This is a genomic window from Streptomyces sp. B1I3 (genome assembly GCF_030816615.1).
Lineage (GTDB): Bacteria > Actinomycetota > Actinomycetes > Streptomycetales > Streptomycetaceae > Streptomyces.
The window spans coordinates 117958-133122 of record NZ_JAUSYD010000001.1 but is presented as its reverse complement, the minus strand read 5'-3'; the positions used below and the strand labels follow the sequence as shown (position 1 = coordinate 133122).

The 15165-nt window shown below is 71.5% G+C and carries 16 protein-coding genes; 14 read left to right on the top strand and 2 right to left on the bottom strand.

What is annotated here, in order from left to right; translation table 11 throughout:
• The first annotated feature begins 3 nt into the window (after positions 1-3).
• The 4 genes from QFZ58_RS00730 (at position 4) to QFZ58_RS00715 (ending at position 3469) form a co-directional block, all read left to right on the top strand.
• A complete protein-coding gene (locus QFZ58_RS00730) occupies positions 4-837 on the top strand; it encodes a transketolase (RefSeq protein ID WP_307122910.1) in 834 nt (277 codons plus the stop codon).
• Positions 834-1799 carry a transketolase family protein gene (locus tag QFZ58_RS00725; protein WP_307122909.1) on the top strand — a complete coding sequence of 322 codons (966 nt, stop codon included), beginning with the start codon at positions 834-836 and terminating at the stop codon, positions 1797-1799. Before QFZ58_RS00730 ends, QFZ58_RS00725 begins: the two co-directional genes overlap by 4 nt.
• Complete coding sequence (locus QFZ58_RS00720) at positions 1796-2770, top strand: aspartyl/asparaginyl beta-hydroxylase domain-containing protein (protein WP_307122908.1); 975 nt, start codon at positions 1796-1798, stop codon at positions 2768-2770. Before QFZ58_RS00725 ends, QFZ58_RS00720 begins: the two co-directional genes overlap by 4 nt.
• Before the next feature lie 102 nt (positions 2771-2872).
• A complete protein-coding gene (locus QFZ58_RS00715) occupies positions 2873-3469 on the top strand; it encodes a GNAT family N-acetyltransferase (RefSeq protein ID WP_307122907.1) in 597 nt (198 codons plus the stop codon).
• A gap of 3 nt (positions 3470-3472) precedes the next feature.
• Here the strand turns inward: QFZ58_RS00715 and QFZ58_RS00710 are convergent, their stop codons facing one another.
• Together QFZ58_RS00710 and QFZ58_RS00705 are read right to left on the bottom strand one after the other, a co-directional pair.
• Positions 3473-4402 (bottom strand): arginase family protein, encoded by a 930-nt coding sequence (locus QFZ58_RS00710; protein ID WP_307122906.1) that lies wholly within the window; start codon positions 4400-4402, stop codon positions 3473-3475.
• Between the two features lie 21 nt (positions 4403-4423).
• Complete coding sequence (locus QFZ58_RS00705; RefSeq protein WP_307122905.1) at positions 4424-5170, bottom strand: sulfotransferase family protein; 747 nt, start codon at positions 5168-5170, stop codon at positions 4424-4426.
• Between the two features lie 305 nt (positions 5171-5475).
• Here QFZ58_RS00705 and QFZ58_RS00700 point away from each other — a divergent pair, with 305 nt between their 5' ends.
• Genes QFZ58_RS00700 through QFZ58_RS00655 form a run of 10 tightly spaced genes read left to right on the top strand, consistent with a single transcriptional unit; the run spans position 5476 to position 15078 of the window.
• On the top strand, positions 5476-6114 hold the full coding sequence (locus QFZ58_RS00700; protein ID WP_307122904.1) for a hypothetical protein: 639 nt from the start codon (positions 5476-5478) through the stop codon (positions 6112-6114).
• Complete coding sequence (locus tag QFZ58_RS00695; RefSeq protein ID WP_307122903.1) at positions 6111-7142, top strand: BtrH N-terminal domain-containing protein; 1032 nt, start codon at positions 6111-6113, stop codon at positions 7140-7142. The genes QFZ58_RS00700 and QFZ58_RS00695 overlap by 4 nt, the downstream gene beginning before the upstream one ends.
• Positions 7139-8470 (top strand): DegT/DnrJ/EryC1/StrS aminotransferase family protein, encoded by a 1332-nt coding sequence (locus QFZ58_RS00690; RefSeq protein WP_307122902.1) that lies wholly within the window; start codon positions 7139-7141, stop codon positions 8468-8470. Before QFZ58_RS00695 ends, QFZ58_RS00690 begins: the two co-directional genes overlap by 4 nt.
• Complete coding sequence (locus QFZ58_RS00685) at positions 8467-9324, top strand: RimK family alpha-L-glutamate ligase (RefSeq protein WP_307122901.1); 858 nt, start codon at positions 8467-8469, stop codon at positions 9322-9324. The genes QFZ58_RS00690 and QFZ58_RS00685 overlap by 4 nt, the downstream gene beginning before the upstream one ends.
• A complete protein-coding gene (gene argC, locus QFZ58_RS00680; RefSeq protein ID WP_307128733.1) occupies positions 9321-10343 on the top strand; it encodes an N-acetyl-gamma-glutamyl-phosphate reductase in 1023 nt (340 codons plus the stop codon). Before QFZ58_RS00685 ends, argC begins: the two co-directional genes overlap by 4 nt.
• A 20-nt stretch (positions 10344-10363) precedes the next feature.
• Positions 10364-11296: a [LysW]-aminoadipate kinase gene (locus QFZ58_RS00675; RefSeq protein ID WP_307122900.1), complete on the top strand. Its 933-nt coding sequence runs from the start codon at positions 10364-10366 to the stop codon at positions 11294-11296.
• The gene (locus QFZ58_RS00670) at positions 11293-12393 is read left to right on the top strand and encodes a [LysW]-lysine hydrolase (RefSeq protein WP_307122899.1); all 1101 of its coding nucleotides are present in this window, start codon (positions 11293-11295) and stop codon (positions 12391-12393) included. Before QFZ58_RS00675 ends, QFZ58_RS00670 begins: the two co-directional genes overlap by 4 nt.
• Entirely contained in the window at positions 12390-12905 is a 516-nt protein-coding gene (locus QFZ58_RS00665) for an adenylyl-sulfate kinase (protein WP_307122898.1), read from the top strand. The genes QFZ58_RS00670 and QFZ58_RS00665 overlap by 4 nt, the downstream gene beginning before the upstream one ends.
• On the top strand, positions 12902-13810 hold the full coding sequence (gene cysD, locus QFZ58_RS00660; protein ID WP_307122897.1) for a sulfate adenylyltransferase subunit CysD: 909 nt from the start codon (positions 12902-12904) through the stop codon (positions 13808-13810). Before QFZ58_RS00665 ends, cysD begins: the two co-directional genes overlap by 4 nt.
• Positions 13810-15078 carry a sulfate adenylyltransferase subunit 1 gene (locus QFZ58_RS00655; protein WP_307122896.1) on the top strand — a complete coding sequence of 423 codons (1269 nt, stop codon included), beginning with the start codon at positions 13810-13812 and terminating at the stop codon, positions 15076-15078. Before cysD ends, QFZ58_RS00655 begins: the two co-directional genes overlap by 1 nt.
• Positions 15079-15165: the final 87 nt, after the last annotated feature.

Sequence of the window (15165 nt, the reverse complement as noted above, 5' to 3'; positions counted from 1 at the left end):
GCCGTGACGACCGATCAGGCCGCCCATCCACTCGCCGAGCGGGCGCTGCGCGTGCGGCAGCACATCGTCGCGATGGCGGCGAGCCCCGAGGGGGCGCACATCGGCGGAGCACTGTCCGCCGCGGACATCCTCACCGCGCTCTACTTCGACGTGCTGCGGGTCCGGCCGGAGGAGCCCGACTGGCCCGGACGCGACTACTTCGTGCTCAGCAAGGGCCACGCCGCGGTCAGCCTGTACGCGGTGCTCGCCGAGCGTGGTTTCCTGCCCGTCGAGGAGCTGGACACCTACGCCCGCAACGGCAGCCGCCTGGGCGGCCACCCGCTGCGGACGGTGCCCGGTGTCGAGTTCCCCACCGGCTCCCTCGGCCACGGACTCGCTCTGGGGCTCGGGCTGGCTCTAGCCGCACGGAGCGACGGCAGGGACAATCGGACATACGTCCTACTCGGCGACGGTGAGCTCCAGGAAGGCAGCGTCTGGGAAGCCGCGGACGCGGTCGCCGGACTCGGCCTGGACAACCTGACCGCCGTGGTGGACCGCAACCGCCTCCAGATCAACGGTAGTTCGCACCGCGGCGCCCTGACCGACCGCTGGCGCGCCTTCGGGTGGCGGGCCGTGGAGATCGACGGGCATGACCTGGGCGCGCTGAGCGCCGCCCTGCGGGAGCCGCCGGCAGATCCCGGTGTCCCCACCGTGCTGCTCGCGGACACCGTCAAGGGGCGCGGTGTGCCGTTCCTGGAGAACCGCGCCAAGAGCCACTACGCGCTGCTCTCTCCCACTCTCCGGCACCGGGCCCTCAAGGCCCTCGCCGCCGCCTCGAGGACGGGGAAGGACCGATGACCGCCGAAGCGCCGGACCTCGCCGGGACGACGGGCCGGGACGCGTTCCGCCAGGCCCTCACCGAGCACGCCGGACAGGACCACCGGATCTGGTGCTGCGATTCCGACATGGGCGGCATCGCACAGGACTTCGGCGCCGCCCACCCCGACCGTTACGTGGACCTGGGCATCGCCGAAGCCACCATGATGACCACGGCCGCGGCCCTCGCCGCCGCCGGTAAGATCCCGTTCGCCCACACCATGGCCTCCTTCGCCGCCCTCCGCGCGGGCGAGCAGGTCAAGGTGGACATCGCGTACAACAACCTTCCCGTGCACATCGCGGCCACCCACGGCGGACTCTCGGGCGGACACTTCGGGCCCACCCACCAGTCCCTGGAGGACATCGCCGTGATGCGGGCCCTGCCCAACATGACGGTGGTCGTCCCCAGCGACCCGGCCACCGCCGCCCGGCTGGTCCCGCTGCTGGCCGAGCTTTCCGGCCCCAGCTACGTGCGGCTCGGACGACGTGTCACCGCGCCCGTCGGCCCGGTCGACCGCCCGTTCGCCCTCGGCCGGGCAGAGGTCCTCCGCGAGGGCGGGGACGTGACCCTGGTGGCCTGCGGACCGCATCCGGTGCTCGCCGCTCTCGGTGCCGCGGACCGGCTCGCCGCCGACGGCCTCGGCGCGACCGTCCTGGACATGGCGACCATCAAGCCGCTCGACGTCCAGGCACTGGTGGCCGCCGCCGAACGCACCGACCGGGTGATCACCGTCGAGGACCACAGCATCATCGGCGGCCTCGGCAGTGCCGTCGCCGAGGCGCTCGCCGAACACCGGCCCGTGCCGCTCCGCCGGATCGGTGTGCCCGACCGGTTCTGCGACCGGGTGGGCAGCCACGAGGAACTGCTCGCCTACTTCGGCATCACCGACGAGCGGGTGTACCGGACCGCTCTCGCGCTCTACAAGGGAGTTGACGACCTGTGATTTCCGCTCGGCTGCCCCGCAGCTACGACCCCACCCGGCTGGCGGAGGACCTGGACCGGCTACGCGCGCTTCCCCAGGCCCCGCAGCCCGGCCCGTACCACGACGGCGAATGGACAGGCGTCGACCTCTACGCCCAGGGCGGCGGCAGCGGTCCCGCCCCACAGCTCGAACCCTTCCTGCCCACCCCGGCACTCGACCACGCTCCCTACATCGCCGAGCTGCTGACCGGCCTGGAGGTGCCCAAGCTGATGGTCCGGCTGCTCACCCTGCCACCGGGCGCCGACATCGGTGAGCACAACGACGCCGGCTGCAATCCCCAGTTCGGCTCCGTGCGGCTGCACGTGCCGATCCAGACCCACCCGGACGTGGTGATGGTCGTCGACGGCGAGCGGATGCGCTGGCAGCCGGGCGAGCTGTGGTGGGGGGACTTCTCCAAGCGCCACTGGCTGCGCAACGACAGCGAGGTCACCCGGGTGCACCTGGTGATCGACGTGCTCGTCAACGACTTCGTCCTGGAACTCTTCCCTCCCGAACTGGTCGCACGCTGGCGCGAGGAGGGCACGGGGATCTCGATGTACCGGCCGCCGCTGTCCAGGGACGACGACGCGCTGAAGCGTTTCGCCGGCGGCTTCATGCTGCCGAACCAACTGATGCCCCTGTTCGGCGGAGGGAAGGGACTGGATGCGCTGGTCGGCGGAGCGGTCGCCGAGCTCGCCCCGCGGGACGGGCGCCTGGCCGTCAGCCTGAACGGCGAGCCGACCTGCGCGCTGGAGCGGGTGGGGGAGAGCACCCTTTCGGTGGTGGGCCAGCCACCCGGCGTCACCTGGGAGTTCGGCGACACCGGAGCGCCCACGGTGGTGGTCCGGGGTGTGCCGGAGGACCTCTATGCGGCCCAGCTCGGCTTCCAGCGCGGCCCGATCGTCCCCGAGCAGCGTTTCCCCCTGGAGCGGGTGGCGACGCCGGCCTCCTGAGTGGCGGTGGCCCCCGGAGGCGTGTCCACCGCCGCGGAACACGGCCCTGCCGGGATCCGGTAGCCTGCCCGGCGGGCAGCGGAACCAAGCGCGGAGGCAGCCGTGGAGGAACCAGTGAAGGCGGTCGCGACGGTGGCCGGACCCGCCGACTGGGAGGACGTCGAGACACTGCTCGGCCAGCGCGGATCGGTCAAGGGCTGCTGGTGCATGTTCTTCCGGCAAACGCCCCAGGAGCGGCGTACCCAGTGGGGCGAGGGCAACCGGCGGGCTCTGAAGGAACTGGTGGACGGCGGGCGCGCGCCCGGACTCGTCGTCCACCGCAACGGTGAACCAGCCGGATGGTGCTCGGTCGCACCGCGCGGGGAGTACCCCCGACTGGACCGCTCCCCGGTCACCAAGCCGGTGGACGACACGGCGGTGTGGTCGCTGGTCTGCCTGTACGTGCACCCCCACCACCGGGGCACGGGCGTGGCCCGCGAGCTGGTGCGGGCGGCGGTCGAACACGCCCGGAGACAGGGTGCCGCCGTGGTCGAGGCGTATCCGGTCGACGAGGCATTGGGCCCAGTGCCGACGGACGCCGCGTATCACGGGCTGGTCGGACTGCTCGTGGCCGAGGGCTTCGAGGAAGTCGCCCGGCGCACCCCGAAGCGCCCGGTGATGCGGCTGCGGCTGCAGCCGGCGGACCGGGGCGCGGACTGACGGTCAGGCGTGGCGCCCCCGTGCGTCGAGGGCACCGCCGAGTGCCTCTGCCAACGCGTCGACCAGGATGCGGACCATGGCGCCGTCGGGATCGCGGTCCGGGTTGACCTCGGTGACGACCAGCCCGGCGAGTTGCGGGGCGGAGCAGAACTCGGTGAGGCAGTCCCGTGCGACGTTCAGCGGCAGCCCCTCGTTGAAGTGCGGGAAGTTGGCCAACGGGAAGTCCACCGAGTCGATGACGTCGACATCGAAGTGCAGTACGAATCGGTCGTGGTCCGCGGCCAGCTCCTCGCGAGCCGCTCGTGCCGCGGAGACCGGGTCCGCTCCGGGGGCCGTGACTTCCGTACACGGGTGGGCGCGCAGCCCATGCCGTGTCATCCGCTCACGGCCCGAGGCGTTCAGCTCCGCCGGATCGTGACCGAAGGCCACGATCCCCGAGGCGGGCAGGAGCGGGGTGCGCGGTCCCAGCCCGTACAGTTCGGGCGCCCCCTCGCCGAGCAGGTGGGAGAGGACCATCGTGTCCAGGATGCCGGAGCGGGTGGTCTCCGGCACGGAGAGGTCCAGGTCACCGTCGAAGTACAGCAGTCCGGTCCACGGATGCCGGGCGATTTGGGCCGCGACCACGCCCAGGGTGATGGTGCAGTCGCCGCCCACGACCAGCGGGAGAGCACCCTCGTCGAGGATGTCGCCCACCGCGACGGCCACCGCCTCGACGACCTCCGCCACCCGGTCGAGGTTCTGGCTGGTGCGGTGTGCCGGGTCGGTGCGGAACGGGACCACGGGCAGGTCCCCGTGGTCCGCCACCTTCCACCCGGCCGCCGTCAGCCGTTCGATCAGGCCAGCGTCCCGCAGGGCCGCAGGGGCCTTTTCCTGGCCGGGACCGTGCGTCCCGGCGCAGGACGGGACACCGAGCAGTGCGATCTCTCCGGCCACGTGCCTCTCCCCATCGGCTCGTCAGTTGCTCCCGGCCTCCGGGACCGGCATCCGGCCGGCCTTGAGCGCCAGGTAGTAGGGCAGATGGTAGTTGGCGAACTCGGCCAGCAGCGGGTTGTTGTCCACGGTGTCCGAGTACGAGGACGCGACCTTGGTGAAGCCGCTGGTACGGCTGGTCGACTCGTGCCAGGCACGGGTGGACCGCCACTCCTCCCGGAGCCCCGGCTGCCAGTTCAGCGCTTCCGGGCGGAAACCGATGCCGACGGCCGTGCAGTACGCGCGCACGGTCGGCTCGGGTGAGGCGAGCAGATCGTCCGAGTCCACCACCACCGGGGACCGGCCGGTGCGTGCCGCCACCGCGTCGTAGATCTCGCCGAGCCGGGCGACGCCGATCTCGTCCCGGGTGAGGTCGGGGTTGAGCGCGTAGTGCGAGGCGACTATCTCCCGGGGGTGCCGGATGATGAACGTGTGCTCGGCCTCGGCGAGGAACTCCGTGTCGGCGAGCAGCCCCGGGTAAGGGAAGTCGGTCGTGTCCTTGAAGAACACCGGCGTGCGCGCGGACAGTTCGCGCAGGGCGGTGATCAGTTCGGACTCGCTGCGCACCGTCCGTCCCGCGACGTCGGCCTTGCCGAAGTCGACGACGTGCGAGAACGGCTCATGCACCACCGTGTAGTCACCCCGCTCGGCCATCATTCGGAGGAAGGCGGTCGAGCGGGATCGCGGGGCGCTCCACAGGGCGAGAATGCGGGGGGTTTCTCGGTCGGTCATCGGCTGCCCTTCCTGGTGGGGATGACGGTGCGGCCGATCGTAGGGGCATCGAGTGCGGTCCGGACCGGGCCGTGGGAGTGTCGCGGCCCTGTTCCGCCGCCTCGTCGTCGTCCTCGTTACGCGGCCGTCAACGGCTGTAGTCGTGGCGTTGATCCCGCTGCTTCGGACGTCAACGCGGGAGACCCGCAACGATCCTCATTCGAGCGGACGTGGTCGTCATGGCCGGCCCGTAGCGTGCTGGCATCAGGGCGCCGCGGTTGGATCCGGCCGGCCGGGCGCGGAGGACGACCGTGGACGGAGATCGGGTGACAGCCTCGGCCATCGAACGTCCGGCCGGTGAGGGCGAGGAGACGGCGATGCACGCCGTCAAGCGCTTTCTGCCGGTCCGGTTGGAAGAGCACTGGAACAACCGGGCCGTCTCCGCGGCGGGGGAGACCGGCGCGGGCCGGTTCAACGTCTGGCGCAACTCCTTCCCCGCCGAGCACCTGCCCGCTCCGGGTGGTGAACTCGTCGTCGGCGACGTGCCGTACCGCTTCCCGAAGACCACTGCGGACGGTGACAACATCCGCTGCGCGGGCCAGTACCTGCGGCTGTCCGAGGGGCGATACGACTGGATCCACCTGCTGGCCTCGGGCGAACGACGGGTGGAGACCGAGCTGGCACTGCACTTCGCGAACGGTGAGGTCGACTTCGAGGCCGTGCGCGTCTCGGACTTCTGGGCCGCTTCGGCCCAGTTCGGCGAGCAGGAGGCCGCCCGCACACCGGTGATGCACTATCCGCACCACGTCCAGCGAGGCGTACCGGCGATGCTGTGGTCGCAGAGGGTGCCGGTCACCCGCACCGCGGTCCTGCGCGGCATCCGCCTCCCGCAGCACATCGCCCTGCACGTGCTGGCGCTCACCCTGGAGTCGGTGAGCCCGGCTCCCCTGGACGGTGACCGATGATCACATCCCACCTGCCCACCGCTGCCGGCCTCTGGTACCGCGATGTGATCAGCTGCCTGTGGGCCGCCCTCGCCGAGAACATCGCCCGCGCCGGGGGCGAACCCCTCGATGTGCTGGGCCTGCACTGGGGGTTCCGCTTCCGTCCGGGCGACGTGCGCTCGGAGGAGTTCTACTTCGCCGGGGCCTACCCCGACGACGTGGCCCGCAGCATCGCCCCTTACCACGGCATCTCCTCGCGCTGGCACCGCGCGGTCGACGACGAGAACCCGCTGGCCGAACTGGCCGAGCTGACCGGACGGGGTGTGCTTCCCGTCGCGGCCGTGGACAACTTCCACCTGCCGTTCCGGCCGGCTTACGGGGACGTGCACGCCGCACACCTGATCGTCGTCCACGACGTGGACCTGGCGGCGGGCACCGTCACCGTTTCGGACGCCATGCCTCCGGCCTTCTCAGGGGTGATCGACGCCGGGGCCTTCCGCCGCTCCTGGGAGTCCGCGAACCCCAGCGACGAGCAGGACGCGTTCTTCAGCGACTCGCGGATCGATCGCCGGTACCTCACGGTCACCGTGGACCAGCTGCCACCCCTCGGCCCCGAACTCCTCGAGCAATCCCTGAAGACCGACGGGAAGCGGTTCGCCGAGGGAGACGAGCGCGGTCCGTCGGGCGACTGGACCGGATTGCCGGGCCTGCGCCTCTTCCTGAACGACCTCCGGGAACGCGCCGCCACCGGTGATCCCGGTGCGCTGCGTGACGCCTATCCGTTCGGCTGGGGCATGCAGGCCCAGGCCGGTCTCCACGGGGAACTGCTGCGCCGCCTGGGCGCCGAACACGACATCCCGGAGCTGCGCGAGGCCGGCCGCCGGGTGGAGGCGGTGGCACATGCCTGGACCGGCGTCCGGCTGTGTGCCGCCCACGGACACCCCGACCCGCTCGCCGCGCTTCCCGAACTACGCGGGCACGCCTCCCGGCTCGAGGAGGCGTACCACCGAGGGGTGGCCGCGGTACACGATGCCTGGAGGGCTCTGTGACCAGTGTCGACGACAAATCCCCCGCAGATGCCAAGGTGCTGCAGCTGGCCGCGCTCGGCGGTCGCCCCGCTGTTCCGCGCGGTATGCGCAGCCTGCCCTGGCCCGTGGTGACGGATGCCGACCGGAAGGCCGTCCTGGACACCCTGGACGGCGAGTCGCTGGTCTCCAACGCCGATGGGCAGACTCCTGTCAGCCGCCTGGAGCAGGCGTGGGCCGACCGCTGCGGCACCCGCTGGTGCGTGGGCACGTCCAACGGTACGACCGCGCTCCAGCTCGGTCTGGCCGCCCTCGGCATCGGTCCCGGCAACGAGGTGATCGTGCCGGGACTCAGCTTCATCGCCAGCGCGCTCGCCCCCGTCCACCAGATGGCGGTACCGGTCTTCGCGGACGTCGACCCGGTCACCTTCACCCTGGACCCGGAGGCCGTACGGGCTGCCATCGGTCCCCGTACCGCTGCCATCCTCCCCGTCCACCTGCACGGCCACCCGGCCGACATGGACGCCATCGGCGAGCTCGCCGACCGTCACGGTCTGGCCGTCCTGGAGGACGCGGCGCAGGCCCACGGCGCCCGTTACCGGGGCCGCGCGGTCGGTGGACTGGGACATGCGGGGGTGTTCAGCCTCCAGGTCACCAAGAACCTGCCCACCTGCGGCGAGGGCGGACTGCTGGTGACGGACGACGAGGAGGTCGCCCGTACGGCGCGGATGGGCCGGCAGTTCGGCGAGGTGATGGAGCCGGGCGTCGAGCGCGACTACATCTCGTACAACCTGGGCTGGAACCACAAGCTCAGCTCCGTGCAGGCCGCTTTCACACTCAGCCAGTTGGACCGCTTCGACGAGTACGAGGCCATCAGGACCCGCAATGTCGAGGCGTTCCTGGAACGCCTCACCGGACTGCCCGGCCTGGTCGTCCCGACCGTCGCCGAAGGCAGCACGCACGCCTGGCACATCCTGCGCTTCCGCCTCGACCCACGGGCGGCCGGCATGCCCGGGGAAGTGACCCCCGGCGCGTTCCGGGCCGCGGTGCACCGGCTGCTTCGTGCCGAGGGCGTGCCGGTCTCCCGCTACCAGTTGATGCCGCTCTCCGAACAGAAGGTCTTCCAGGACCGCGTCGGCTTCGGTTCCGGTCACCCCTGGGCGGCACTCGACGGCCCGCCGACGGAGTGCGGCGACCTGCCTGTCACCCGCGCGATCATCGAGGACTCGCTCACCCTGCAGAAGCGTCACCTCAACCCGGATGCCGGTGAGGCGCTGCAGCGGTACGCCGACGGAATCGAGAAGGTGTGGGCGAACCTGGACGTCGTGGCCCGGATGGCGGGCGCCTCATGACGCCGCAGGTCGTGGTGCTGGCCTCCCGGGTACGGGCGGACGAGAAGCGCCTCTTCGATGCGTTGGAGCGCCGCTCGGTGCCGTACGTCCAACTCGACACCCGTACCCTGCACGGCTTCGCGCACCCCGATCGGGAGCGCCCGCGACCGGTCGTGCTGAACCGGGAGATCTCGTACGCACGGGCCTGCTACGGCGCCGAACTGCTGGAGGCCGCCGGACACGAGGTGGTGAACTCGGGCGCCGCGACGGCCCTGTGCGGGGACAAGTGGCGCACCAGCGTCGCGCTGGCCCGGGCCGGTCTGCCCACCCCGCGCACGGTGCTGGCGCTCACCCCCCAAGCAGCGCTGGACGCGTGGGAGGAACTGGGCGGGCCCGCCGTCATCAAGCCGCTGGTCGGTTCCTGGGGACGGCTGGTCACCAGGGTTCCGGACCGCGCGACGGCGGAGGCGGTGCTGGAGTACGTCGCGGCGCTGCCCTCGCCGCAGTCGCATGTGGTGTACCTCCAGGAGCTGGTCGAGAAGCCGGGCAGGGACATCCGGGTGGGTGTCGCGGGCGGTGAGGTGATCGGCGCGGTGTACCGCCGCTCGGACGGCTGGCGAACCAATGTGGCACGGGGCGCGCACGTCGAACTCTGCGAGGACAACGAGGAGTTCGGGCCAATGGCGCTCGCCGCGGCGGAGGCGGTCGGAGCACGGATAGCGGGAGTCGACTTGATCGAGGACGCTGACGGGAGGCCGCAGGTGCTGGAGGTCAACGCAGGGCTGGAGTTCTCCGGACTCCAGCGGGCGCTGGGGGAGAAGGTGTCGGTCGCGGACGCGCTCATCGACGTGGTGCTGGGGAGGAAGACGTGGTGACCCGGGTCGCGGTGGCCGGCGCAGCCGGATACATCGGGGGTGATCTGATCCGCATCCTGCTGGGTCATCCGGAGGTGGAGCTGGTGGCGGCCACCTCGCGGAGTCTGGCCGGACGGAGGGTCGACGGTGCGCACCCCAATCTGCGCGGCCTTACGGACCTGACCTTCGTCGAGCCGGACCGGCTCGGCCGGTGCGACGTGCTGTTCACGGCCGTGCCGCACCGGGAGAGCATGGGGCAGCTGGGCCGCTTCGCCGGTCTCACGGACCTGCTCATCGACCTCTCCGGGGATTTCCGGCTGCGTGACCCCGAGGTCTTCGAGGCGTACTACGGAGTGGCCCACACCGCCCCCGGTGAGCTGGGTTCCTTCACGCCGGGAATTCCCGAGCTGCACCGCAAGGAGCTGACCGGCGCGGACCGGATCAGTGTGCCCGGTTGCATGGCGACGGCCGCCATCCTGGCCCTCCATCCGGCCGCGGCGGACGGCCTGATCACCGGTGAGGTGACGGTGGACGCCAGGACCGGTTCGAGCGGTTCCGGAATCTCGGCGGGCACCGAGAACCTGCATGCCGAGCGAAGCGGTGCCATGAGGGTGTTCGCACCCCATGGTCACCGCCACGAGGCCGAGATCGCCCAGGCGACCGGTCTGCCGGTGCGGATGACGGCGACCGGGGTCGAGGCGGTGCGGGGCGTTCAGGTGCTGTGCCGGGTCACGCTGGCCGACGGGGTGGACGAACGCGCGTTGCGGGCCGCCTACCGGCGCCACTACGTGGACGAGCCGTTCGTCCGAGTGGTGGCGCACAAGCGGGGCCGGTATCGCTACCCGGAACCCAAACTGCTCTCCGGCTCCAACTTCTGCGACGTCGGTTTCGCGGTCGAGCCCGAAAGCCGGCACGCCCTGCTGATCGGCGCGCTGGACAACCTGGTCAAGGGAGGCGGCGGGGGCGCGGTGCAGGCCATGAACGTGCGCATGGGATGGCCGGAGCGGACCGGACTAGGCTTCCCGGGGCTGCACCCGTGACTTCTGCGAGGAGAGCACCCGTGCCCGGCCCCGTGGACCCGCACGGGAGCCCGTCGGCACCCGAGCCCGCGACCGCTCCCGAGAGCCCGGCCGCGCCGCTGGTGGTGAAGGTCGGCGGCAATGCCGCGGTCGACCTCGACGCAGTGGCCGACGACATCGCCGAGTACGCCCGCACCGGCCGTCCGGTCGTTCTCGTGCACGGCGGTTCCGCTGAGATCGAACGGCTCGCGGAGCGTCTCGGCGTGCCGTTGCGCACCCTGGAGTTCCCCGGCGGGGTGACCACCCGCCACACCGATCCGGCCACCCTGGAAGTGGTCCTGCTCGCACTGGCCGGCGCCGTCAAGCCCCGGCTGGTCTCCCGGATCAACGGGGCCGGTGCCCTTGCCGTGGGCCTCACCGGCCTCGACGGTGCCACCCTGCTCGCCAGGCGGAAGAGGACCCTCCGAGCTCTGGTGGACGGTCGCTCCGTGGTGGTGCGGGACGACCACAGCGGTCGGATCACCGAGGTGTCCACCACGGTGCTCGGCCGGCTGCTCGCCGACGGCACCGTACCGGTGTTCTCCCCGCCCGCACTCGACGAGGACGGACACCCCGTCAACGTCAACGCCGACCGGGCCGCCGCCGCGGTGGCGGCCGCCCTCGGCGCTCACTCGCTGCTGCTGCTGACCGGCGCGCCGGGCGTGCTCGACGACCCGGGCGACGAGAACTCGGTGCTGACCGAGTGCGCCCTGGCCGCGTCCGGCCCGGTGCCGTACACGGGCGGTGGGATCGCGATCAAGCTGGCCGCCGCACGGGAGGCACTGCTGGCGGGGGTTCCCGAGGTGCGGATCGCCGACGGCCGTGCCGCCCGCCCGGTCTCCGCCGCGATCGCCGGAGCCGGGACCCGGATCACTCTGGGGGCCTCCCGGAGCAACCTGGACGCCCCCCGGAGCAACGAAGAGGTGAACCGATGAAGCGCGTACACCAGAGCCAGGACGGTTCGGTCAGCGAGACCACCGCCCTCGGCATGCTGCGCAGGATGCTGGAGATCCCGTCACCCTCGTATCACGAGGCCGCGCTCGCCGACTACCTGGTGCAAGCCCTCGAGGAACTCGGATTCCAGGCATACATCGACCGCGTCGGCAATGTGATCGGCGAGATCGGCGCGGGTGACGGGCCGGTGGTGATGCTCATCTCGCATCTGGATACCGTACCCGGCGAAATACCGGTGCGCTCGGAGGACGGCAGGCTCTACGGGCGCGGGGCGGTGGATGCCAAGGGACCACTGGCCACGATGATCTGCGCCGCCGCCTCACTGGCCGACTACCCCGGCCGGATCGTGGTCGTCGGCGCGGTCGAGGAGGAGACTCCCTGCTCCCGCGGCGCCATGCGGATCAGGTCCGAGATGCCGGAACCGGACTACGTGGTGGTCGGCGAGCCGAGCGGCTGGTCGACGGTGGTCCTCGGCTACAAGGGCAAGCTCGACCTCCGCTACCGGGTCGAGCGTCCGGCGACCCACCCCAGCAACCCCGAGCCCAAGGCGTCCGAACTCGCCGCCGCGACCTGGCACGAGTTGCTGGACCTGCTGGGCCCGGAGGCGAACCACGGCTCCTTCGACCAGCCCGGGGCAACCCTCTGCTCTTTCAGCGGCGACCTGGTCGCAGCGAAGGCCGAGTTCAGCATCCGCACCCCGCCCGGATTCGACTCCGAGGGGCTGGTGAAGGCGTTGCGCTCCCGGCTGCCGGAGGGGCAGCTGACCGTGGTCAACTCGGTCGCCGCCTGCCGCGCCGGACGCGGCAGCGAGGTGGTCCGGGCGTTGTCCGTGGCGATCCGCGACCAGCACGCGAGGCCCACCATGAAACTCAAGACCGCGACCTCGGACATGAACACCCTGGCCGAGGTGTGGGACGTGCCGATGGCCACCTATGGCCCCGGCGACAGCCGGCTCGACCACGCGGACGACGAGCACATCATGATCGCTGACTACCTGCGCGGGATCGCGGTGCTCACCGCCGCCCTGCGCGAACTCGCCCCGGGCCCTGCCAAGGCCAGGATGCGGGTGGTCCGGTGAACGGTGCCACCGTCTGGCTGACGGGTCCACCCAGTGCCGGGAAGCCGGCCATCGCCCGCGCCCTCGCCGAGCGACTGCGCCCCGGCCGCCGCCTGGACGAGGTCCGCGCGCATCTGTCGCCCGGCCTCGGCTTCAGCCGCGAGGACCGGGTCGACAACGTACGCCGCACCGGCTGGCTCGCCCATGTCCTGACGCGAAACGGTGTGCCGGCGGTCGTGCCGGTCATCGCCCCGCACGCCGATACGCGCCGACAGGTCCGCGCCGCTCACGAGACCGCCGGCACCCCTCGTCTCGAGGTGCACGTCGCCACCCCCCTCGACGCCTGTGCGGAACGCGACGTCAAGGGACTCCACGCGCGCCAGGCGGGTGGCGGGCTGAGTGGGCTGACGAGCGCTGACGACTCCTACGAACCGCCGGAGGAAGCCGAGTTGGTACTGGACACCCGTGTCCGCCCTCCTGCCGAGTCCGCGGCGCAGGTGCACGCCCTGCCGAGGGAGAGGGGACTCGCATGACCGGGACCGCCGTGGAGCGCACGGGGCTCGACCTGCTGGAGGCCGAGGCCGTTCACATCTTCCGTGAGGCCGTCGGCCAGTGCGAACGTCCGGTGCTGCTGTTCTCCGGGGGCAAGGACTCGATCGTCATGCTCCATCTGGCGCTTCGGGCCTTCGCCCCCGCTCCTCTGCCGTTCGGCTTGTTGCACGTCGACACCGGCCACAACTTCCCGGAGGTGCTGGCCCACCGCGACCGCGTGGTGGAGAAGCACGGGATACGCCTGACCGTCGCGTCCGTACCCGAGTACCTGGCCGACGGCCGCCTCCAGGAACGCCCGGACGGTTCACGCAACCAGGTCCAGACGCGCCCCCTGCTGGACGCCATCGCCGCCGGTCGGTACGACGCCGTGTTCGGCGGCGGGCGCCGCGACGAGGAGAAGGCCCGCGCCAAGGAGCGCGTGTTCTCCCTACGCGATGCGTTCGGCCAGTGGGATCCTCGCCGCCAGCGCCCCGAACTCTGGGCGCTCTACAACGGCCGCCACCGTCCGGGCGAACACTTCCGGGTCTTCCCTCTCTCCAACTGGACCGAGCTGGACGTGTGGCAGTACATCGGCCGCGAGGGCATCGAACTGCCCGAGCTCTACTACGCGCACCGCCGCAAGGTGTTCCGCCGGGACGGCATGTGGCTCACCCCCGGCGACTGGGGCGGCCCGCGGGCGGGCGAGGAACTGACCGAGCGGACGGTCCGGTACCGCACCGTCGGGGACATGTCCTGCACCGGGGCGGTCGAGTCGACGGCCCGCACCGTCGACGAAGTGATCGTGGAGGTGGCCGCCTCCGAACTCACCGAGCGCGGAGCCACCCGTGCCGATGACCGGGCCGGGGACGCCGCCATGGAGGACCGCAAACGCGAGGGGTACTTCTGATGACGACCGTCAAGGGCGGACTACTCAGGCTCGCCACCGCCGGCAGTGTGGACGACGGGAAGTCCACGCTGGTCGGGCGGCTGCTGTACGACTGCCGGGCGATCTTCGCCGACCAGTGGGCGGCGGTCGAACAGGCCAGCCACCGGCGCGGCCACGACGGCGCCGATCTCGCCCTGCTCACCGACGGGCTGCGCGACGAGAGGGAGCAGGGCATCACCATCGACGTGGCGTACCGGTACTTCGCAACCGCGCGCCGCCGCTTCATCCTCGCGGACACCCCCGGCCACGTGCAGTACACCCGGAACATGGTCACCGGCGCCTCCACGGCCCAGCTCGCCATGATCCTGGTCGATGCCCGCAAAGGCCTGGTCGAGCAGACCCGCCGCCATCTGGCGGTCACCGCTCTGCTCGGCGTCCCCGAGGTGGTGCTCGCGGTCAACAAGATGGACCTGGTGGGTTACGACGAGCGGATTCACCGCAACCTGGCCGAGGAGTTCGACGCACTGTGCGTCCGCCTCGGGGTTGCGTCGGCCGTTGCCATTCCGATCTCCGCGGTCCACGGCGACAACGTGGTGAACCGCTCGGACCGGATGCCCTGGTACGACGGACCGACTCTGCTCCACCACCTGGAGGAGGTGCCGGTCGTGGAGACGGCGGAACCCGCTCGGTTCCCGGTGCAGTACGTGATCCGGCCCCGCACCCCCGAGCATCCCGACTACCGCGGATACGCCGGACGTCTGGAGTCCGGCACCCTCACGGTCGGCCAGCAGGTGGTGGTGCTGCCCGCCGAGCACCGGACCACGATCACCGGGCTGGACCGGCTCGGCCGGCCGGTGGACACCGCTGTTGCGGGGGACTCGGTCACCGTTCTGCTCGCCGACGAGCTCGATGTGGCGCGCGGCGACCTGATCGCCCCGGCCGAGGCGGCACCCCGCCCGGTGGACGAAATCACCCTGACAGCCTGTTACCTCGCCGAGCGCCCGCTGAGCGTCGGTGCCCGGGTCCTGCTGCGGCACGGCACCCGGGTGGTCAGGGCGATGGTCACCGAGTTGGTGGACCTCACCGACATCGGCACCTTGGCGGCCACTCCGGGACCGTCTGAACTCCGGACCAACGACATCGGCACCGTCCGGGTCCGCACGGCACAGCCCGTCGCCCCGGACGCGTACGAGGAGAACCGCGGCGGCGGCGCGATGCTGCTCATCGACGACCAGTCGGGCGACGTCCTCTGCGCGGGGATGGCCCGCCGGGAGGGACTGCCGCGCTGATCCGCCGACGCGGGTCGGGGAAACCCCTGTGGATTCGGTCGAGGCCGCGCTGTCCAAGATCCCGCATATCAGTGCCTCGAGCTTGGC

Bases quoted from the DNA above. Each gene is read 5' to 3' on its own strand.
- QFZ58_RS00725 (WP_307122909.1), top strand. From the start codon at position 834: ATGACCGCCGAAGCGCCGGACCTCGCCGGGACGACGGGCCGGGACGCG.
- cysD (WP_307122897.1), top strand. From the start codon at position 12,902: ATGACCGGGACCGCCGTGGAGCGCACGGGGCTCGACCTGCTGGAGGCC.
- QFZ58_RS00670 (WP_307122899.1), top strand. From the start codon at position 11,293: ATGAAGCGCGTACACCAGAGCCAGGACGGTTCGGTCAGCGAGACCACC.
- QFZ58_RS00685 (WP_307122901.1), top strand. From the start codon at position 8,467: ATGACGCCGCAGGTCGTGGTGCTGGCCTCCCGGGTACGGGCGGACGAG.
- QFZ58_RS00695 (WP_307122903.1), top strand. From the start codon at position 6,111: ATGATCACATCCCACCTGCCCACCGCTGCCGGCCTCTGGTACCGCGAT.
- QFZ58_RS00655 (WP_307122896.1), top strand. From the start codon at position 13,810: ATGACGACCGTCAAGGGCGGACTACTCAGGCTCGCCACCGCCGGCAGT.
- QFZ58_RS00705 (WP_307122905.1), bottom strand. From the start codon at position 5,170: ATGACCGACCGAGAAACCCCCCGCATTCTCGCCCTGTGGAGCGCCCCG.